Raw genomic sequence first — 19,378 nt, 5'->3', positions numbered from 1 at the left:
GATCATTAAAAATAATAATGAGGGAGAAAATGCGACCATTACAATCAACATTGGCAGTGATGTCGGTATTGTCTTTACCTGTTCAAGCGAGTGGCATTTTCCTGCAGGAAGCAGTAACAGCAAATGCGGGTACCGCGGGCGCAGGCGATGGTGTTTATACCGGTTCAGCAGCAGCAATGTGGGCTAATCCTGCCACAATGAGTGGCATGGGGGAGAGTCTGACAACGTTTAATGTGCTCGGCTTTGATCTCGAAATGAAATACCGAGATAACGCTGATAATGGCGATGGCAAAGCTCACTCTGTTTTACCTTCCGCTGGGGCATTTCATGCACGTCAAATCACCGATGATATTCATGTCGGCATTGCGCTTGGTGCTGTTGGCGGATCAAGCCTTTCTTACGGAACGGAGTGGGCGGGTGCGGCGGCACTTGATGAGATAACCCTCACCGCAATGCAGGTTAACCCTGCGATTAGCTATCAAATTAACTCGCAGTGGTCGGTGGGGGCTGGGTTGCAACTTAGCTGGGCCTCACTAGAACAATCCACAAGCCTGCTCGATATTGATAAAGACACTGATTGGGCGTTTGGTGCGAATTTCGGTGTAATGTATCAACATGATGAGCGATTGGCACTAGGAGCGAGTTATCGAACTAAACTCGAACATGAATTTGGCACCCGTGTTTCTGGCCCAACTGAAGCTGAGTTATTTAACAGCCTTCGTACAGACATTACTGTACCAGCCATTGCTGATATCAGTGCCAGTTATGCGCTTAACCCACAGCTAGACTTGCTGGCTTCGGTTCAATGGCATCAATGGAGTGAGTGGGATAATACCGTAATGGATTTTGGCATTGGTTTTGAAAATGGCCCTGCGACCATTGTTAGAGACTGGGATGATGTGTGGAAGTTTGCTTTTGGTGCGGATTATCAGCTTAACCGCCAATGGCGACTGAAAGGTGGCTTCTCTTACGAAACATCACCGCAAGATGACCCAACCAAGCAATGGGTGGATGTCCCGGTCGGCGAGCAATACCGCTATTCGGTCGGTGCCGCAACCAAGTGGAATGATGTGACGATTGATATGTTCTATGAATATGCCGACTTGGGAGAGGTGGATATAAAGCGAAATATCCCACAATTGGACGGTACCTTTGATAGCCGGATTCACTTCCTAGGTGTAAGTTTTACATATTAATCTTTATTAGGTGAATTAAGATCTATTGCAAAAGAGGCTGCGTAATGTGGCCTCATAAACTTAATTGCCGTTAGTTCTTGGTTGTGTTTTTATTTGTTTTTTTTATTTCTCGGGATAGAACCTTTTTTCTTACCCTTTTTAGGTGTTGTTGGGCTAAATGTTTGATTTTTTTTGAATCAGTCATCATTTTTTTTATGAGTTGTGAAATTTGAAAATATTATATAAGTGGTATTGGCGATAATGATGGTAATTGAAATTCCCATAGGAATTATGGCTAATAGCCTTCAAATTTTTCAATAGTAGGGACCAGAAGCTTGGTTAACCACTGGATTTTATCTGACTGGCGGCGAGAAGACTTGGTGATAATAGCGACAGTCAGATCAATGTCATGCTCGAATTTCTGCTCTTTGTCGGGGGCGTAACGAAGGGTACAGCAGGTGTCCATGAGGTGAGTGGTAAGTACGTGATTATCAGTGAAAATCGTCGGTTTGATGGAAGGGTCTATCAATTCGTATCGATTATCATATTCATTAATTCCTGAAATAATGTATTTGATATATTCACCTTTTCTATTGCCTTCAAAATAGGCACGCCCTTTGAATAATGGTTTTTGGTGTAATGTCTGTGGTTTGTTATTCAATAGGTGTATGCCAATGTCCACAACTTCTTCTTGGATCATGGTTTCGCTTAAAGGACTCCACTGTCGGATATCTATAATGGCATCGGTTTCCTTGCGAATGGCATTGACAATATCTTTGCCAATAGTGATTAAGTAAGGCTCTATGATGTGTAGTGATACTTTATTTAACTGTTTAGGGTCAAACGTTTCAGGTTCGATTGCTTGGCTAACTTGCTCGAGAGCCACACGAAGTCTTGGTTCGATACTCACAGCATAAGATGTTGGTGATAAGCCTTCAGCGCTGCGAACAAAGAGAGGATCATTCAGATCTTCCCGTAGTAGAGCTAATACTTTCGATACATAGGACTGGGAGCGACCTAACTTTTGAGCAGCTCTAGTCGTCGAGTGAGTTTGCATCAAAGCGATAAAAACATGGAGCGCATTTAAATCATTCATAAATCAATAATTTTTAATTCCCATGGGGTCGATTATCTACTAATCATAGATGAATTGAAGCTGTTTCAGCTAGTGTTTTTTTGAAAGCCATGAACCAAGTTGGAATAACTGTAATTCCAAACATAATTACGGATTAGATATAATCATTTTGTCAGTCAGAGGGAGTAAAGTGGTAGTGCGATTTATCTTTAATGTGCTCTCTGAATGACAGTGAATAATAACCCATATGCTAGGGATTTGCCCTTATGTTTCAGATGTAAGGGCTTTTTTTTATTTATGGTAAAAATGCAGTCGCAAATTGAACAACATATATAAAAGCATAATGAAAAGTACATCTTACAGGTCATTATTACTGTTATTTCGATCTCCATTATTTTGTCATAAGTGACAGATTTCTGGTTGGATGAGATCATGATTAACGACAAAGAAACCATGCCAGAACACCATGATGTATACGGCCACTCGAAAAGCGGTGAATATTTGAAGGCGGTATAAAAGCGTTGCGGTGTGTTTTCAAGCGCAAAACAGATTTGGTTGAATCCTGTTAAGGGTTAAGCGCCCACCAATTTTAAATAGACTGCGGGCGCGTTTATTTATTTAATCGACTTAATAATTAGTAATGCCACGGGAATTTACTAAAGTCTTGGTCGCGTTTTTCTAGGAACGCATCACGGCCTTCTTGGGCTTCATCAGTGCCGTAAGCAAGACGGGTTGCTTCACCGGCAAATAGTTGCTGTCCGACCAAACCATCATCTGGCAAGTTGAAGCCATATTTCAGCATACGCATAGCCGTTGGTGATTTGCTGTTGATCTCTTTAGCCCAACGAAGGGCTTCTTCTTCCAGCTCAAAGTGGTCAACAACTTTGTTTACCATACCCATTTCATACGCTTCTTGAGCACTGTAGTTGAAGCCACAGAAGAAGATTTCACGGGCACGTTTTTGGCCGATCATCTTGGCCAAGTAAGCAGAGCCGTAACCTGAATCGAATGAAGCAACATCTGGATCAGTCTGTTTGAAAACGGCATACTCTTTCGACGCCAATGTCAGATCACAAACAACATGTAAGCTATGACCGCCACCAACAGCCCAACCCGGAACGACAGCGATAACCACTTTAGGCATAAAGCGGATTAAGCGCTGAACTTCAAGGATATGAAGGCGACCCATGCGAGCAACGTCTGCTTTACCGGCTTCTTCACCTTCACCTTCGTATTTGTAACCGTCTTTACCGCGAATGCGCTGATCGCCGCCTGAAGAGAATGACCATTGGCCTTTTTCTGATGGGCCGTTACCGGTAATGAAGACACAACCAACATCAGACCATTGGCGAGCGTGATCTAGCGCTGTGTAAAGCTCGTCAACCGTTTTTGGTCGGAAGGCGTTCAGGCAGCCTGGACGGTTGAGTGCAACACGAACAGTACCTTGATCTTTGGCACGGTGGTAAGTGATATCTTCAAAGTCGAACCCTGGAACTTCTTCCCAAAGCTCAGGATTAAAAATCTCTTTGCGAGTCATGATGACGTTTGCCTCATTGGATAATGCTCAGTGAGGTATAAGCTAGGGAGTTACAGCTAAATGTCAATGGTTTATGAAAGAATATGACTGGATAGCGATGGATTTTAGCGAGGTGGGGTATTTCTCAATCAGCATGCCTTAGCTACGTTACCGAAAAGCAATGAAAGCCACCAACTCTGCAATGTTGGTGGCTTTGTCAGATAGGCTCAAGCTGATGTGTTATAGCTTAACGAGCATCTTGCCTTTGTTTTTACCTTCAAAAAGGCCAATGAAAGCATTGGGGGCTTGGTCGATACCTTCGAACACGGTTTCTTCCCATTTTATTTTGCCTTCAGTAATCCATTGGCCCATCTGCTGTGCATATTCGCCGTAGTGTGCCCAGTGATCAAAGACAATGAAGCCCTGCATTTTTAGCTTTTTGATGATAAGCATCGCCATGTTACTTGGGCCTGGCTGTGGCTCTGTTGCATTGTACTGAGAAATCAAACCACATACCGCAATGCGACCATAATCATTCATATTGTTAAGGGTTGCTTCCAAGTGTTCTCCGCCAACATTTTCAAAATATACATCAATCCCTTGCGGAGCTGCTTCTGCTAGAGCTTGAGTCAAGTTGTTTGTTTCTTTGTAGTTGATTACCGCATCGACACCTAGTGAAAGCAGGTAATCGGCTTTTTCTTGAGAACCGACCGAACCAATCACCTTGCAGCCATGCATTTTTGCAATCTGGCAGGCAATGCTCCCTACAGCGCCAGATGCTGCCGAAATAAACACTGTGTCTGTTGGTTTTAATTCCGCGATACGGAATAGACCAGTCCACGCAGTCATACCCGGCATACCCATAATACCAAGGAAGCTTTGGTCAGGCAGGGCAGTTTCAGGCAGTCGCGTTAACCCTTCGCCGTTGCTGATGAAGTGAGTGCGCCAACCTAACATGCTGCTTACTTTGCTTCCCACAGGGAAATCAGGATTGTTGGACTCGGTCACTTCACCAATTGCTCCGCCTTCGAGTGCTTCACCAATCTGGAATGGCGGCACATAACTTTTGCGATCAACCATGCGGCCACGCATATAGGGGTCGACGGACATCCAGGTATTTTTTACTAGAACTTCTCCTTCTCTTGGATCGGGAAGCGCCGTTGAATGAAGCTCAAAGTTATCTGTTGTTGGCGTGCCCTCTGGGCGGGATGCAAGATGGATCTGTTGGCTGTTCATTCTCAATCCTTATCAGTTCTGTTTGATACGATCTAACTGGTTTGATAGTTGTCGTATTCGTTGCTGCATAAAACATTTGCGCGCAAACTATTTGTCTATTAACTTACTGATAGCGACGAAAAGATGCAATAGCTTTGTGGGAAAATAATTTGTGCGCAATGTATTTTGTTCTTCAATGTTTCTGTTATCATCGCAGTGAAATCGATAAATTAACTCGGATCTTAGTATGGCCCATAAGCTTTCTGACAATGTGTGTTTTGCCTTGTATACCGCCTCGAATGCGTTGGTCAGGGCTTATCGCCCGTTGCTGGACGAATTTGATTTGACCTATCCGCAATACATTGTGATGCAGGCACTTTGGTATAACGATGGGGTAAGCCTCAAAGAGGTCTCTATCAGTACCCAGTTAGATTCGGGCACATTAACGCCGATAGTGAAGCGTCTTGAGGCGAAAGCGCTATTGACTCGCAAAGTCTCGGCTGAGGATGAGAGAAAAAAAGTCATTTCATTGACCCGTGAAGGCCTTGCCCTGCGAGATAAAGCCAAAGATCTAAAGGCACAGTTAGAGGCAAAATCCAGTATGAAGGCCGAAGATGTGGAGTTGCTGCGTAAACTGTGTTTGGAACTGGCAAATAATCTGTCTTAATTTGTCGGCAATTCAGCGGTTCATTTAACCGCTAGCCATGACATAACCAGTAATTATTGCCACAATACGATTCATGTTGTTGAATTAAATACTTGTCATGTCTATCTCATTGCCTATTGACTCGCTCAAAGCCGAGTTCCTTGCCTCTCTTGAACAATCCCACCTTGTCGTTTCGGCAGAAACTGGCTCGGGTAAATCGACTCGACTTCCTATTTGGGCTGCTACGTGCGGACGTGTTTTAGTGGTCGAACCCCGAAGGGTCGCTTGCCGCTCCTTGGCTGAATTTGTTGCCAGTGAAAGGGAGGAGAAAATCGGTAAGTCGGTAGGTTATGCTATCCGCTTTGAGAATTTCTTTTCAGATGACACACAAGTTGTGTTTGTCACGCCTGGTGTCGCTTTGCGTTGGTTGAGCGAAGACGGGCTAGCAAGCTTTACCACGGTAATTATTGATGAGTTCCACGAAAGGCGTTGGGATACCGATTTGCTGTTGGCGATGCTCAAGCAGGAAAACAACCACCGGTTAGTGGTGACTTCCGCAACCTTGGACAGCGAGCGACTGGCGATTTACCTTCAAGGGGAATGTCTGCGGGCGGAAGGGCGCAACTTTCAAGTTGCCGTTGAGCATATAGCGACCGATAGCCGAAACATGCCGGATATTCGTGATCTTGAAAAGAAGGTCAAAGAGACTGTGGTGACTCGGTATGAGCAGCATCAAGATATCTTGGTGTTTTTGCCGGGACGAAAGGAAATCGCTCAATGTTTATCGACATTGAAGCAGGCCCTACGGGATAAAATTGAACTGGGTATGATAGACATCATTCCTTTACATGCATCTGTCAGTGATGATGAGCGTCATCGTGCGCTGACCGAAAGTGATAAACAGCGAATTATTCTGGCTACCAATGTTGCGGAGACCTCGCTGACCATCCCCGGCGTGACCTTGATTATTGATACTGGCCTAGAGCGCCGAACTCACCAGCGAAACGGGCGAACGGTGCTAGGGTTGCATGCCATCTCCCAGGCCAGCGCCGAACAGCGCAAAGGCCGGGCGGGGCGGGTGACTGACGGTACGTGCATTAGACTGTATGGCAAGGCAGCACCGCTTGAGTTTATTACACCGCCAGAAATGCAACGTGAAGAACTCGTCGAACCTATGCTTGCTGCGGCTTGCTGTGGCTACCCGTTCGAGACACTGAGTTTTGTTGATACGGTGCCTGAAAAGTCTTTATTGCTTGCTAAGGATAAACTCATCCAGATGCAGGCAATAGATAATGACGGGGCGGCCACAGAGCATGGTCAAATCTTATATCCGCTACCCATTGATACGCTGTTTGCCCATCTGATCACGGCGATGCCTGATAAAGCCAGTCGAGAAGCCATGGTCGATCTTGCTGCCTCGCTGAGTGTGTATCAGCGGATTTGGCAGATGCCGTCGGGTGAAGAAGCCCGTGAAAAACTGACTCAATGGGAGCCAAAGCACTGTGACGCGATGGCTCTAATTAAGCTGTTACGCGGTAGTGAGCCGGAATGGCTAACGTTTGACAAAGATGTGTTGGCTGAAGCGAAAATGCTATCTGAGCAGATGCGTGAGGCCCTTGGATTGCCAGCACTTGAAGTGGCGTCTTCGGTAAAAAGAGGTGCATGGCTGACGGCAGTAATGAAAGCCGCACCTGAATTGGTTTTTGTCTGTCGTCAGAAAAGGCGGCAGGCATTAGGCAATGGATTTAGTGAAGTTAGTACTGGTCGTGAGAGTCGCTTTCCTGAAAATGCCGAAGCTGCCATCGTGTTTGATCAATTTGCGTTGCCAGGCAAAGGGGTTAAACAAAATTTGGTGTTGGCTACATGTATGGCACCAATCACTTTTGATTTGATGAATCAACTAGAGATGGGGGAAGCGAGCTTCGGCGAAACGCGTGTGTCGGATGAAGGTTGCCTGGTTGAAAAACAGCAGGTGTATGCCGGACGTGTGATTAAATCTGACTGGGTGGTACCGGAAGGGGCCTCTGCTCATGATACATTTGTCGATATGATTCTGGCGGGTTCAATTTTACCGGGCTTGAGCGAGAAAATTACAGCGGATATCCATCAATGGAATTTGTACTTGGCTATGGGTAAATACCAATCTGATGTGTGTACTCGTGCTGCACAGCCTGTGGAAGTTCGTCAGTGGCTTAGTGAGCAGATAGAAGCGCTAGGGGTTGAATCAGCTGAAGACTTCGAGTTATTCACGACTGATGACTTCATGTTTAATGGTATACCTGATTGGGAGCGCCCCGATTTTGACCAAGCCTATCCTTACAGGGTTTCGCTGACCGATCTCACCATGCGGATTGAATACCATATAGCTCGAAAACTGGTATTGGCCGTCCATGAAAGCGGGAATCGTAAAGCCGATCCCAAGCGCTGGGAACTGCCACGCTGGCAAGGGTGGAAGGTACAATACCGTAAAGCCAGTCGGACGATTGATGTGAGGTAGTAAGGTTAGTCTATGGTACGGGGCAATCTGTAGCGAGATCGCTAGATGCTACGACTAAGTTGAGTCATTGCTTGCTGTATAAACCTGAAGCTGCCTATGGAAATTGGGCAGCTTGGTTTTCTCTATATTTAAGATTAACTGTTGTTTTTCAATTTGCTTTTCACGTTTTGCATGAATGTCTTGAAGTGCGGGAAGAAATCTACAAATACAGGGTGCTTGCGGTCTTGCATCATCGCAGGACCAAGTAGACGCAATGCAACACCAACACGGGTAGACGTCTGTTCATCTAAGCCGCTGCCTTGCTTTAGCTTTTCAACAATAGCAAACATATCTTCTCGGTCTTGCATTTCAAACTGCAACGTTTGCTGGCTGCTTTCATTTTCAGTATTGGTGCGTTCGATAGTAATACGGTAGTGGTTTGGCTGTTTCATGTTTCTCTCCAGATTTATCAATGCTTCATTTGCCATTTTATTCAATGGAATAGCTTAGCTTTTTAGAAAGCGTTCGATTTTCGGTTTAATTGTTAATGAGATCAAAGTGATCAACGTTAGGCCAATAGGCAGGGCTGCAAAAAAACCTTGTAGCCAACTATGGGTAAACTGATTTAAGTCGCTAAAACCAATGTTATTCGCGGTCGTTGTAAAGGCCATAATTGACTCCATAATTACGGCCATATTCAAACCTACGACGAGGTTTCGTTTATGCTCGCTGGCATTCGGCATCAGCTTGGTAACGAGTTTGGTGACCAATGTCATCATGACCATCCCGACTGGCATCATTACCAGGACAGTTTTAAGAAATGAAGTTAGCCAGTCTATTAAGAATGTGTCGGTGAAACCGACGTTCATGTATGTCATTACTCCAGTCAAAGTGCCTCCCATCAAGGTCATCATTCCTAGCACGACCAGTATCTTGTAGATCAAAGGTGTCTTCGTTTGAGTGGGTAATGGGGCTGTCATTGTTGCTTCTGCAGTCATCTAATTCTCCAGACTTGAATTTGCTTTCAATTAAGTTGATAATGTCAACTATAGTGTTTTGGTTGATAAAGTCAACTATATTTCGTTTAAGGATACCTGGATGTCAGAGTCAAAGTCACTAGAAAGCGTGTTTCACTTAGTCCATATGCTAAAGCGCCACATGCATGAACATATTGAGCAACTGGATTTGAGCATTACGCCTATGCATATGCGTGTACTGAAAATTATCAAGAAAAAACAAATATGTACTGCTGTTGATATTGCTCATTTCTTAAATCGCGACAAAGCTCAGGTGACCCGTTTGCTCAATGAACTGATTAAGCAGAGCTTGATCGAAAAAGTGCCAAATCCAGAAGATAAACGCAGCCAATGTTTGTTGGTTACTAGTGAAGGCGCTGAGATTTTGGCGAACCTGGCCATTATTGATGGTCAGATGAATGAGAGAATGATGAAAGGGATCAGTAACGAAGAGCTGAAAGAATTTGAGCGCATTACAGGCTTGATGGCTGAGAATCTAGCATAAGTTGAATTCGAATAGATATTGACATTACTTTACCTAAAAAAACGTTGCTTTAAATAAATTAATGTACACTGTTCATAACAGAACAAGAGGTCCGTTATGAATTTACATCCGTATGCTAAAAAAAGTGGTTTAAATCCACATACAGTGAAATCAATTGTTACAGCCGTTGTTATTGTATGTGGCTTGGGCATGTCTTCGGGAGTTGAAGCAAAAAAGCATAACCACAACTCTAACAATAAAAGCAATAAGGTTACCGTTGTGAAGAAGGCTCCAGCAAAAAAGACGCCGACAAAGGTCGTTGTTGTAAATAAAAGATCGGCTCCATCACATAAACATTATAAAAGAAACAGTTTGCCTAAGATCGCAACATTTGCGGTTATTTCGGGAGTAAGTTACGCGATCGTTGATAATTTTTACTATAAACGTCAGGGTGATAGCTATATTCATGTGGATAATCCACGTAGATAGTGCAATAGAGACAGAAGTCAGATATCTCTAACTTCTGGCTGGCATTACGAGGTTAAAAAAGAACTTCTACAATGATGTTGTGTTTTCCATATCTTATCGTAGATTCTTTACCTGCTAACTTATGTTGTTGGCAGTAGAGTAGGTATGATCTCTGCTAACTTTGTTGCAAACTTCTGATGCTGGTCAACTTGCCAATGAATACCTTCTCGTTCACATGGGGTGATGAAGGTTGCTGCATCTAGAAAATGGCAGCCTAATTCTTTTGAGCGTAGCGCATAGTAATGAGAAAGCTCTTTCGACTTCGTTTCAGCATTAGTAAAGCCTTCTTTTAATGGGTCCACTTCGTATACATGAGCGGGAGAAACCAACAAAACTTCAGGTGCTTTTGGCATAAATGAATGCTTAAAGTTCTGTATGACCTGAACTAAACGTGCAGCACCTTTGGATATATCACTGGCGGTGACATTGAAGCGAGACTTCAAATCATTAGTACCCAGTAAAATTACAACAAGATCAGGATGGTGGCTCTCAAGACAAGGTAAAAGGTAATCGAGTCTTTTTTTACCTAGTTCAATATTTGAAATATAATAATACAAAACGCTTTGGCCGCTGTCACTCTCTTCTAGTTCACTAGTACTTCAAATGGATATTTAAAGATATTTTATGATTAGGTGTTAGTTGTTCTTCAAGCTTTTCTGCACTGCTAATTTCGCACGAATAAATTCGGAGTGGTCGACATAGATCAGTTCGGCAACTTGGCGGATCACCGCTTCTTCCATTGGATCCAACACACCATCGGCATAGGCAACTTGCCACATCGCTTCGATAAGTTCATATCGCTGCTCGGGCTCTAAGGTGCGTAGCTTACTGGTGAAGTCGTATAACGATATGGACGATTTGCTTTGCAGTAGTGCTTTTTCCAGCAATGCATCTGCATTCTCTTCACTGATATCAAGCAAATAAACAAGCTGGTGGCGCTTGGCTTGAATTTCTCTTGGGTCGTCACGGTGATCAGCATTTGATACTTCGCATAGCAAACATGCCATTGAAAGGTGGAGAGTCGGGGTATCGACAGCGCCGCCATCAGTTCCTTCATTCATGACTTGGCGGAAAATTGTACGCAATTGTTTGAACATGCTGAGCCTCAAGTTTCATTTCTATTAAGTATATGACTCTTTAGATAGGCTTGGAGTTCCTTACGCGCTGTTTAGTTGGATGTTTAGTCAGCAGTTATTCAACAATAATGGCCTGAGAGAGGGGCTGGAATGACTGAAAAATAGCAGCCTGGAGTTTTGGCTCCGGACTGCAATCATTCTTCAGTAATGGTGATTAGAAACGGGCGTTGATAATCGGGAATACAGGGACATCTTTGCTGATGAAAGTACCAGATTTGTCATAGTTGATTAGACCAATCTGAATACCTTTCTCAATGCGGTCAGTGGCGTTGATGAAACCAAGCTGAAGACCGTTTAGGCTACCTGCATAGTTCAGCGCACCAAATTGAAGGCCGGTGAATTGGCTGCCTGTGTAGTTGGTAAAACCAAAGTCAGCGCCTGCTGCTGTGTTGTCGTTCCAGTTAGCAAGACCAAACTTTACACCCGTAGAATCGCCAGTAACACGGTTGGCACCAAACAGAATACCGAAGCTCAGACCTTTGAAAGTCTGAGATTCAGCCAAACCTAGCATTGGAAGCTGGAAACCTGTTACCGATGGAGTTTGTCCATATAAAAGAGAAGCGCGGAAACCGTGAACATTACCGTCAGGCAGGTTATTGCCTGGTACGGATAGCTGTACAGGCTGGTTAGCAAAAGCAGGTGATGCCATTACGGCTGCAAGCGCAAGGCTAACGAGTGTTTTTTTCATTATTTTTACTCTATGTATGAAGTTGCGACAAAATAATACATGAAGACATAAAACTGCTGCAAATTATGTCACATATTTATCAAAAAATTGGGCTGCAATTCTCGTATGCCGCAAATCGACAGATTTGTGGTAGAATTCGGACAATTTTTTGAAATACCCAGCTGAAATATCAGGAATTCCATTGACTCAGTCGAATACTCCTCAGGCTAACGTTTTAAACAACGAAAAAACACTTAAAGCCGCGATTAAAGATTGCATGATTCGCGATCAGTTTCGTTTGCACAAGCGTGTGCAAGGTGCGGCCAGAATCAAGAAAGAGCAGGCAAAGCATGCCGTGTTTGACGAAATTGCACTAGACATTGCCAAGTCGATGCAAACCGTTGAAATGCGTACTACCCAGCGCCCGAAAATCTCTTACCCAGAGTTGTTACCGGTCAGCCAGAAAAAAGACCAAATTGCCGAAGCGATCAAGAATAATCAGGTCGTCATTGTGGCTGGTGAAACCGGTTCGGGTAAAACGACCCAGCTTCCAAAAATTTGTCTGGAACTTGGGCTTGGCACCAAGGGCATGATTGGCCATACCCAGCCCCGTCGATTGGCGGCGCGCTCGGTAGCGAGTCGTATCGCTGAAGAGCTTCAATGTGAATTGGGCTCGTATGTTGGTTATAAGGTTCGATTCAACGATAAAGTGTCGGATCGCAGTCAGGTCAAGCTAATGACCGACGGTATATTGCTGGCCGAAATACAAAACGATCGCTTCTTAAGCCAATATGACACCATCATTATCGATGAGGCTCACGAACGTAGCCTTAATATCGATTTTATTATGGGCTACTTGCGAGAATTGTTGCCAAAGCGCCCTGATTTAAAAGTCATTATTACATCGGCAACCATTGATCCTGAGCGTTTCTCCAAGCACTTCTTTAATGCGCCGATCATTGAAGTGTCAGGCCGTACTTATCCTGTAGATGTACGCTATCGCCCAGTATCGGAAGACAGCGAAGATAACGACCGCGATCAGCTTCAGGCTATTTTCGACGCGGTTGATGAGCTTTGTGATGAAGGTTTAGGTGACATTCTAATCTTCATGAACGGTGAACGGGAAATCCGCGATACTGCCGATGCGCTGGAGAAGCGAAACCTGCGCGACACCGAGATATTGCCTCTATATGCCCGATTGTCGGCGGGAGAGCAGAACCGTGTGTTCCAGTCTCATGCTGGCCGCCGTATCGTACTGTCGACTAACGTTGCCGAAACCTCGTTGACGGTGCCGGGCATCCGATATGTTATCGACCCAGGTACTGCGCGCATCAGTCGTTATAGTTATCGAACTAAAGTACAGCGTCTTCCTATCGAGCCTGTTTCACAAGCGAGTGCTAATCAGCGTAAAGGTCGATGTGGCCGTGTGGCAGAAGGTATCTGTATTCGTCTGTACTCGGAAGAAGACTTCCTGTCTCGCCCTGAGTTTACAGACCCAGAAATTCTGCGTACTAATCTAGCATCTGTTATTTTGCAGATGACCGCGATTGGTCTTGGTGATATCCAAGCCTTCCCATTTGTTGAAGCGCCAGATAACCGCAATATCCAAGATGGTATCCGCCTGCTTGAAGAACTGGGTGCGATTAACCCCAAGGCAAAAGATCCGCGTAAGCGCTTGTCAGTGATTGGTCGCCAGTTAGCCCGTTTGCCAATTGACCCTCGGCTTGCCCGTATGGTGTTGGAAGCACCAAAGAACGGATCATTGCGTGAAGTAATGATCATTGCTTGTGCACTGTCTATCCAAGACCCGCGTGAGCGACCATCGGATAAAAAACAAGCGTCAGATGAAAAGCACCGTCGATTCAATGATAAAGAGTCGGATTTTGTGACATTTGTTAACTTGTGGGATTACATTCAAGAGCAGCAAAAAGCGCTGTCTGGTAATCAGTTCCGTCGCCAGTGTAAGAAAGATTACCTCAACTACATGCGTGTACGTGAGTGGCAGGATATCTACTTCCAAGTTAGCCAAGTCGTCAAAGAGCTTGAATTTCGGATCAATGAACAAGAAGCAAGCTACCAAGGTATTCATACTGCAATTCTTGCCGGTATGCTTTCTCATATTGGTCTAAAAGATCAGGAGAAGAATGAATACCAAGGTGCTCGCAATGCACGGTTCAATATCTTCCCGGGTTCAGGCATTTTCAAGAAGCAGCCGAAGTGGGTTATGGTCGCCGAGTTGGTGGAAACATCACGCTTATGGGGCCGTATTGCGGCTAAGATCCAGCCTGAATGGGTTGAACCGCTAGCAGAGCACTTGTTGAAACGTAGTTACAGTGAGCCTCACTGGGAGAAGAAGCAGGCATCTGTCGCTGCCTTCGAAAAAGTGACGATTTATGGCATTCCGGTAGTTGCCAAGCGGAAAGTCAATTACGGTCAAATTGATCCAGTGATTTCTCGTGAGTTGTTTATCCGCTCGGCCTTGGTCGAGGGAGATTGGGACACCAAGCACAAGTTCTATCAGCAGAACCGTAAGCTGTTGCGTGAAGTTGAAGAGCTCGAACATAAGTCTCGTCGCCGCGATATCCTGATCGACGATGATGAGCTGTTCAATTTCTATGATCAGCGTATTGAGCATACGGTGGTCTCTGGCCGTCATTTCGATGCTTGGTGGAAGAAAGCATCGCGTGAAAATGCCGAGCTGCTTAACTTTGAACGTGAAATGCTGTTCAAAGGCGATGCTAGCCATGTCACCGATCTGGATTATCCGAACTTCTGGCATCAGGGTAACTTGAAACTTAAGTTGAGCTACCAGTTTGAGCCTGGCGAAGACAGTGACGGTGTAACAGTGCATGTACCGTTGCCTATCCTAAACCAAGTTGAACCCGATGGTTTTGACTGGCAGATCCCAGGCTTGCGTCAGGAGCTGGTGGTGTCGCTAATTAAATCGTTACCAAAACCGGTACGTCGTAACTTTGTACCAGCGCCGAACTATGCTGATGCGTTTTTGTCCCGTGCAGAAGCGATGGCGATGCCGCTGCTAGATTCGATGGAAAAAGAGCTCAAGCGTATTTCTGGTGTGACGGTATTGCGTGATGACTGGAACCTTGAGCAGGTACCGGATCATTTGAAGATCACTTATCGTGTTGTGGATCATCGCAACCGTAAGCTGCGTGAGAGCAAAGATCTCTACAGCTTGAAAGACGGTTTGAAAGAGAAGGTACAAGAAACGCTATCGAAAGTGGCTGATGATGATATCGAGCAGGAAGGCCTGAAGACCTGGAGCTTTGGCCAGTTACCTGAACGCTATCAGCAAAAACGCGGCGGTTTTGAAGTGAAAGCTTACCCTGCAATCGTTGATAACAAAGACTCGGTTGGTATCAAACTGTTTGAGACCGAAGAAGAGCAGCGTACGGCGATGCAGCAAGGCCAACGCCGATTGGTACTGCTCAATGTACCGTCACCGATTAAATACCTACATGCTAACTTACCGAACAAGTCGAAGCTGGGTCTGTACTTTAACCCATACGGGCGAGTAATGGATCTGATTGATGACTGTATCGCTTGTGGTATCGATAAATTGATCGATGAAAAGGGCGGCATTGTTTGGCAACCTGAAGCGTTCGAAGTGTTGAAAGAGCATGTACGTGGAGAGCTCGGTGATACGGTAGTGGATATCGCCAAGCAGGTTGAAGAGATCCTAACCACAGCATTCAATATCAACAAGAAGCTGAAAGGCCGTGTTGATCTATCGATGGCCTTTGCGCTGTCAGACATTAAGGCGCAAATCGAAAGCTTGATTTTCAAAGGCTTTGCGACGGAATGTGGTTGGAAAAAGCTGCCTGATATTCTTCGTTATATGCGAGCCATTGAGCGCCGTATGGAAAAGCTGCCAATCGATCCGAATAAAGACCGCATGCATATTCTGAAAATCGAATCTGTTGTCTCTGATTATAAAGAGCTACTAAATAAGATCCCGAAAGGCCAGCCTGTCCCTGAGAAGGTGAAAGAAATCCGTTGGATGATTGAAGAGCTTCGTGTGAGTTACTTTGCTCAGCAGTTGGGTACACCATATCCGGTGTCTGATAAGCGCGTTCGCAATGCGATTAACGATTGTTAATGTAGTCTGATTCTTCAATTTTATTTAAATAGCAACCTAAGTAATTGGGTTGCTTTTTTTTATCTAAATTTTGCTCTTAACAATTCTCATTTATAGATTTGTTTGACTAGCTTCAAATATTCCAAAAGCGCATATTTGCTCGTGTTAGTGACCACCATACCACTTTATGGTTATGCCTTTCGTTGCTGATAAATCAGTTGATATTAGTCAATAATTACATTATTACTCGCCGTAATCTGGTTACAGAAATTAACATAATTAAGGCGGTGGCAATGGATAGTCATAAATTTAATGCCTTCATGAAGGGATTGTCTCGTAGGCAGTTTCTTGGGCATTCGGCCAAGGCTGGGGGAATGGCGGCAATTGCTGCGAGTATCCCACTTCCTTTCTCTAAAACAGCACAAGCACAGACTGCAGCGAAAGAGACCAAAGAAACGATCTCTTACAGTGCCTGCTTGGTCAACTGCGGTAGTCGTTGCCCACTCAAAGTCCATACCAAAGATGGCGTTGTGACTCAAATATCCACTGAAAGTGGAATTGATGACGCGGTTTGGGGGCAGCATCAGATCCGTCCTTGCCTGCGTGGTCGTTCAGTTAAATGGAAAACCTACAGTCCAGATCGTTTGAAATACCCCATGAAGCGCGTCGGAAAACGTGGCGAAGGAAAGTTTCAACGTATCAGTTGGGACGAAGCCACCACCATCATTGCTGATAAGCTGAAATACACCATTGAACAGTACGGTAATGAAGCTATTTATTATCAGTATGGTTCTGGTTCAACAGGCGCTAATTTACTCGGCCGAAATGCCAACAAGCGCTTTTTGAATACGATTGGTGGTTTCTTGGAGCAGCACGGGACTTATTCGACCGCGCAGATATCAACGGTTGAGCCTTACGTTTACGGTAGTGGCCAAGGAAGTTTGATATCAAATATTGCCCATTCTGATTTGGTTGTGATGTTCTGCCAGAACTTGGCAGAAACACGGATGTCGGGTGGCGGTCAGATTGCAGAAACCTTTGAAGCACTGAAACGAAGTAATGCCAAAGTTATCATTATTGATCCGCGGATGTCGGATAGTAGTATTGCCTTTGATGCCGAATGGATACCAATCAAACCGGGTACAGATGCCGCTTTGGTTGCCGCGTTAGGCCATACCTTGATCACTGAAGAGCTGGCGGATGATGAGTTTATCAATCGCTATAGTGTGGGTTGGGATGCCAGCACATTACCGGAATCAGCACCAAAGAATGCTTCATACAAAGATTACATCATGGGTAAAGGGCCTGACGGTATTGAAAAAACACCGGCGTGGGCGAGTCAAATCTGTGGTATTTCACCAGTCAGGATCAAGCAATTAGCCAGGGAAATGTCGGGAGCAAAAGCGGCTTGGATTTCACAAGGCTGGGGTTTGCAGCGTACCGCCAATGGTGAGCAATCAGCGCGAGCGATTATGATGTTACCGGTGATGACCAAGCAGTTCGGTAAGTTGGGTACCAACACTGGTAACTGGGGTAGCAGTGTGAAATATGCTGTTCCTGGGTTTGCCACGGCGAACCCGGTTAAGACATCGATCCCTTGCTTTCTGTGGACGGATGCAATCACGCGCGGCACAGAAATGACGGCTAAAAACAGTTTCATCCGCAATAGGGACAAGCTGGATACAAACATCAAGTTCTTGTGGCATTTCGCTAGTAATACCACAATGAACCAGCATTCTGATCTCAATAAAACCCATGAGATCCTGCAAGATGAATCTATGTGTGAATTTATCATGGTGTGGGATCATCATATGACCCCGTCAGCGCGTTATGCCGATATTTTGTTGCCGGATGTCACCACCTTGGAAACCAGTGATCTGATTGATAACTCCTACGCGACAGGGGCTTACCATTATGTAACCCGCCTCCAGCCAGCAATTGAACCCCTGTGGGATAACCGTCCGACTTACGATGTATTAGCGGATATTGCCAAGAAAATGGGGACTCATGACGCCTTTACTGAAGGTCGTACCTACGAAGAGTGGATAGCGCATAGCTATGAAGGGCTGCGTAAAGCAAATCCACATTTACCAGAGTATGCCAAAACTGATGGAATGGGTGTCATCGACCGTAAGCTGGCAAAGAGTGAAGATCATATCGCGCTCAAAGCGTTCCGAGAAGACCCTGATTCACACCCGCTCAAAACGCCATCAGGTAAAATAGAGATGTACTCAGAGCAGTTGGCGACCATTGCCCAGACATGGGAGCTACCAGAAGGCGATAAAATTACTGCGGTGGCTGAATATTGCGAGGGCTTCGAAGGGCTGGGTGATCCAGAACGAATGAAACAATTCCCGCTACAGATGACAGGTTTCCACACCAAAGGTCGAACCCATTCAACCTACCATAATGTTCCTCAGCTTCGTGAAGCGGTACGTGACGAAGTATGGATGAATCCGGTTGATGCACAATCGAGAGGTTTGATCCAGGGGGATCGTGTTGTTGTCTTCAATGATCGTGGTCAAATCCATATGCCTGTGAAAGTCACCGCACGGATCATTCCGGGTGTCGTTGCTGTTCCACAAGGGGCGTGGTACCAGCCCAATGCAAAAGGTATAGATGTCGGAGGGTGTATTAATACATTAACGACACAGCGGCCTTCTCCTTTGGCAAAAGGAAATCCGCAGCATTCTAACTTAGTGGAAATCCAAAAGGCTTAGGGGGTGAGTAATGGCGCAATATGGATTTTATATTAATTCGGCAAAGTGCACCGGTTGCAAAACGTGTTTGGTGAGCTGCAAAGACAAGAAAGATTTGGATGTTGGCCCTAAGCTACGGCGTGTGTATGAATACGGTGGTGGTACTTGGGTGCAAAGGGAGGGGCTGTGGCAACATGATGTCTATAGCTACTATGTTTCGATCGCTTGTAATCATTGCGATGAGCCAGCCTGCGTCCAAGGCTGCCCCACTGGTGCGATGGCTAAACGGGAAAAAGATGGATTGGTCGTTGTGGATCAAGACCAGTGTGTAGGGTGTCGGTATTGTGAAATGCGCTGCCCTTACGGTGCGCCTCAGTTTGATGCTGAAAAGAAAGTCATGAGCAAATGCGATGGCTGTTTTGATCTGCTAGAGCAGGGTAAACCTCCTGTATGCGTGGAGGCGTGTCCGCAACGGGCGATTGAGTTTGGTCCGATTGCCGAATTAAGGCAGAAGTACGGCCAATTGAATGAGATAGCTCCTTTACCGAATGCGAGTTTAACCAAGCCCAATCTGGTTATTCATCCGCATTCCAACGCAAGGCCAAGTGGCGATAAAGCGGGCGCAATTCAAAATAGGGCGGAGGTGTAA

At 45.2% G+C, this 19,378-nt stretch carries 16 protein-coding genes; 8 read left to right on the top strand and 8 right to left on the bottom strand.

Annotated features, from left to right (window positions below; translation table 11 throughout):
• Positions 1 to 29 precede the first annotated feature (29 nt).
• Positions 30 to 1,196 carry an OmpP1/FadL family transporter gene (locus tag ACVA53_RS04920; RefSeq protein WP_255043003.1) on the top strand — a complete coding sequence of 389 codons (1,167 nt, stop codon included), beginning with the start codon at positions 30 to 32 and terminating at the stop codon, positions 1,194 to 1,196.
• Positions 1,197 to 1,470: 274 nt separating this feature from the next.
• Here ACVA53_RS04920 and ACVA53_RS04915 read toward each other — a convergent pair whose 3' ends face one another.
• The 3 genes from ACVA53_RS04915 to ACVA53_RS04905 form a co-directional block, all read right to left on the bottom strand.
• Entirely contained in the window at positions 1,471 to 2,271 is an 801-nt protein-coding gene (locus ACVA53_RS04915; RefSeq protein WP_446504620.1) for a LysR family transcriptional regulator, read from the bottom strand.
• A 613-nt stretch (positions 2,272 to 2,884) separates the two neighbouring features.
• A complete protein-coding gene (locus ACVA53_RS04910; protein ID WP_255043001.1) occupies positions 2,885 to 3,787 on the bottom strand; it encodes a 1,4-dihydroxy-2-naphthoyl-CoA synthase in 903 nt (300 codons plus the stop codon).
• A gap of 219 nt (positions 3,788 to 4,006) precedes the next feature.
• A complete protein-coding gene (locus ACVA53_RS04905) occupies positions 4,007 to 5,002 on the bottom strand; it encodes an NADP-dependent oxidoreductase (protein WP_255043000.1) in 996 nt (331 codons plus the stop codon).
• A 226-nt stretch (positions 5,003 to 5,228) separates the two neighbouring features.
• On the opposite strand from ACVA53_RS04905, the gene ACVA53_RS04900 reads away from it, so the two are divergent.
• Positions 5,229 to 5,648 carry a MarR family winged helix-turn-helix transcriptional regulator gene (locus ACVA53_RS04900; RefSeq protein WP_255042999.1) on the top strand — a complete coding sequence of 140 codons (420 nt, stop codon included), beginning with the start codon at positions 5,229 to 5,231 and terminating at the stop codon, positions 5,646 to 5,648.
• Between the two features lie 97 nt (positions 5,649 to 5,745).
• On the top strand, positions 5,746 to 8,124 hold the full coding sequence (locus ACVA53_RS04895; RefSeq protein ID WP_446504619.1) for a helicase-related protein: 2,379 nt from the start codon (positions 5,746 to 5,748) through the stop codon (positions 8,122 to 8,124).
• 134 nt (positions 8,125 to 8,258) lie between these two features.
• Here the strand turns inward: ACVA53_RS04895 and ACVA53_RS04890 are convergent, their stop codons facing one another.
• Positions 8,259 to 8,555 (bottom strand): DUF3861 domain-containing protein, encoded by a 297-nt coding sequence (locus ACVA53_RS04890; RefSeq protein ID WP_255042997.1) that lies wholly within the window; start codon positions 8,553 to 8,555, stop codon positions 8,259 to 8,261.
• Between the two features lie 54 nt (positions 8,556 to 8,609).
• Complete coding sequence (locus ACVA53_RS04885; protein WP_255042996.1) at positions 8,610 to 9,101, bottom strand: DUF2798 domain-containing protein; 492 nt, start codon at positions 9,099 to 9,101, stop codon at positions 8,610 to 8,612.
• 100 nt (positions 9,102 to 9,201) lie between these two features.
• Here ACVA53_RS04885 and ACVA53_RS04880 point away from each other — a divergent pair, with 100 nt between their 5' ends.
• Together ACVA53_RS04880 and ACVA53_RS04875 are read left to right on the top strand one after the other, a co-directional pair.
• Positions 9,202 to 9,624, top strand: coding sequence for a MarR family winged helix-turn-helix transcriptional regulator (locus tag ACVA53_RS04880; protein WP_255042995.1), 423 nt, complete (start codon positions 9,202 to 9,204; stop codon positions 9,622 to 9,624).
• 96 nt (positions 9,625 to 9,720) lie between these two features.
• Positions 9,721 to 10,092 carry a hypothetical protein gene (locus ACVA53_RS04875; protein WP_255042994.1) on the top strand — a complete coding sequence of 124 codons (372 nt, stop codon included), beginning with the start codon at positions 9,721 to 9,723 and terminating at the stop codon, positions 10,090 to 10,092.
• Positions 10,093 to 10,211: 119 nt separating this feature from the next.
• Here ACVA53_RS04875 and ACVA53_RS04870 read toward each other — a convergent pair whose 3' ends face one another.
• The 3 genes from ACVA53_RS04870 to ACVA53_RS04860 form a co-directional block, all read right to left on the bottom strand.
• The gene (locus tag ACVA53_RS04870; protein WP_255042993.1) at positions 10,212 to 10,688 is read right to left on the bottom strand and encodes a GDSL-type esterase/lipase family protein; all 477 of its coding nucleotides are present in this window, start codon (positions 10,686 to 10,688) and stop codon (positions 10,212 to 10,214) included.
• A gap of 78 nt (positions 10,689 to 10,766) precedes the next feature.
• Complete coding sequence (locus ACVA53_RS04865) at positions 10,767 to 11,228, bottom strand: tellurite resistance TerB family protein (RefSeq protein ID WP_255042992.1); 462 nt, start codon at positions 11,226 to 11,228, stop codon at positions 10,767 to 10,769.
• A gap of 193 nt (positions 11,229 to 11,421) precedes the next feature.
• Positions 11,422 to 11,955 (bottom strand): LA_2272 family surface repeat-containing protein, encoded by a 534-nt coding sequence (locus tag ACVA53_RS04860; protein ID WP_255042991.1) that lies wholly within the window; start codon positions 11,953 to 11,955, stop codon positions 11,422 to 11,424.
• A 181-nt stretch (positions 11,956 to 12,136) separates the two neighbouring features.
• On the opposite strand from ACVA53_RS04860, the gene hrpA reads away from it, so the two are divergent.
• The 3 genes from hrpA (at position 12,137) to ACVA53_RS04845 (ending at position 19,378) form a co-directional block, all read left to right on the top strand.
• Positions 12,137 to 16,051, top strand: coding sequence for an ATP-dependent RNA helicase HrpA (gene hrpA, locus ACVA53_RS04855; protein ID WP_255042990.1), 3,915 nt, complete (start codon positions 12,137 to 12,139; stop codon positions 16,049 to 16,051).
• Between the two features lie 272 nt (positions 16,052 to 16,323).
• Positions 16,324 to 18,750: a DMSO/selenate family reductase complex A subunit gene (locus tag ACVA53_RS04850; RefSeq protein WP_446504618.1), complete on the top strand. Its 2,427-nt coding sequence runs from the start codon at positions 16,324 to 16,326 to the stop codon at positions 18,748 to 18,750.
• 10 nt (positions 18,751 to 18,760) lie between these two features.
• A complete protein-coding gene (locus ACVA53_RS04845; RefSeq protein ID WP_446504617.1) occupies positions 18,761 to 19,378 on the top strand; it encodes a DMSO/selenate family reductase complex B subunit in 618 nt (205 codons plus the stop codon).

This window comes from Photobacterium sp. DNB23_23_1, assembly GCF_052873815.1.
The sequence above is the reverse complement of the archived record's forward strand: the minus strand, read 5'-3'. Positions and strand labels throughout refer to the sequence as shown.

Bases quoted from the DNA above. Each gene is read 5' to 3' on its own strand.
- ACVA53_RS04920 (WP_255043003.1), top strand. From the start codon at position 30: ATGCGACCATTACAATCAACATTGGCAGTGATGTCGGTATTGTCTTTA.
- ACVA53_RS04915 (WP_446504620.1), bottom strand. From the start codon at position 2,271: ATGAATGATTTAAATGCGCTCCATGTTTTTATCGCTTTGATGCAAACT.
- ACVA53_RS04910 (WP_255043001.1), bottom strand. From the start codon at position 3,787: ATGACTCGCAAAGAGATTTTTAATCCTGAGCTTTGGGAAGAAGTTCCA.
- ACVA53_RS04905 (WP_255043000.1), bottom strand. From the start codon at position 5,002: ATGAACAGCCAACAGATCCATCTTGCATCCCGCCCAGAGGGCACGCCA.
- ACVA53_RS04900 (WP_255042999.1), top strand. From the start codon at position 5,229: ATGGCCCATAAGCTTTCTGACAATGTGTGTTTTGCCTTGTATACCGCC.
- ACVA53_RS04895 (WP_446504619.1), top strand. From the start codon at position 5,746: ATGTCTATCTCATTGCCTATTGACTCGCTCAAAGCCGAGTTCCTTGCC.
- ACVA53_RS04890 (WP_255042997.1), bottom strand. From the start codon at position 8,555: ATGAAACAGCCAAACCACTACCGTATTACTATCGAACGCACCAATACT.
- ACVA53_RS04885 (WP_255042996.1), bottom strand. From the start codon at position 9,101: ATGACTGCAGAAGCAACAATGACAGCCCCATTACCCACTCAAACGAAG.
- ACVA53_RS04880 (WP_255042995.1), top strand. From the start codon at position 9,202: ATGTCAGAGTCAAAGTCACTAGAAAGCGTGTTTCACTTAGTCCATATG.
- ACVA53_RS04875 (WP_255042994.1), top strand. From the start codon at position 9,721: ATGAATTTACATCCGTATGCTAAAAAAAGTGGTTTAAATCCACATACA.
- ACVA53_RS04865 (WP_255042992.1), bottom strand. From the start codon at position 11,228: ATGTTCAAACAATTGCGTACAATTTTCCGCCAAGTCATGAATGAAGGA.
- ACVA53_RS04860 (WP_255042991.1), bottom strand. From the start codon at position 11,955: ATGAAAAAAACACTCGTTAGCCTTGCGCTTGCAGCCGTAATGGCATCA.
- ACVA53_RS04850 (WP_446504618.1), top strand. From the start codon at position 16,324: ATGGATAGTCATAAATTTAATGCCTTCATGAAGGGATTGTCTCGTAGG.
- ACVA53_RS04845 (WP_446504617.1), top strand. From the start codon at position 18,761: ATGGCGCAATATGGATTTTATATTAATTCGGCAAAGTGCACCGGTTGC.